Origin of the sequence: Tautonia sp. JC769, from assembly GCF_040717455.1 — a bacterium.
Lineage (GTDB): Bacteria > Planctomycetota > Planctomycetia > Isosphaerales > Isosphaeraceae > Tautonia.
This window is the reverse complement of record NZ_JBFEFH010000095.1, coordinates 1-216: the sequence shown is the minus strand read 5'-3', so window position 1 is coordinate 216 and position 216 is coordinate 1. Positions and strand designations below refer to the sequence as shown.

Sequence of the window (216 nt, the reverse complement as noted above, 5' to 3'; positions counted from 1 at the left end):
GGTACAGCGGGACGTGCCAGGAGTGGTTGGTCCAGGGGGTCTGGGCCATGCGGATCTTGCCGACGACCTGGGTCCAGAGGTGGAGGGCCGAGGCGGTCGTCGCCCAGCCCTGATACGGGAGGGCGGGCCAATCGGAGCTCAGGGATCGGCGACGGTGATCCATGCGGTCTGGTCTCGGGAGGGTTGGGATGGCCGGCGCGGGAGGGGGGCACCGTC

The 216-nt window shown here is 70.8% G+C and carries 1 protein-coding gene; it reads right to left on the bottom strand.

Annotated features, from left to right (window positions below; translation table 11 throughout):
- Positions 1 to 163 (bottom strand): DUF5996 family protein (locus AB1L88_RS27020; RefSeq protein ID WP_367099826.1); only part of this gene is annotated, 163 nt, incomplete at its 3' end.
- Positions 164 to 216 lie beyond the last annotated feature (53 nt).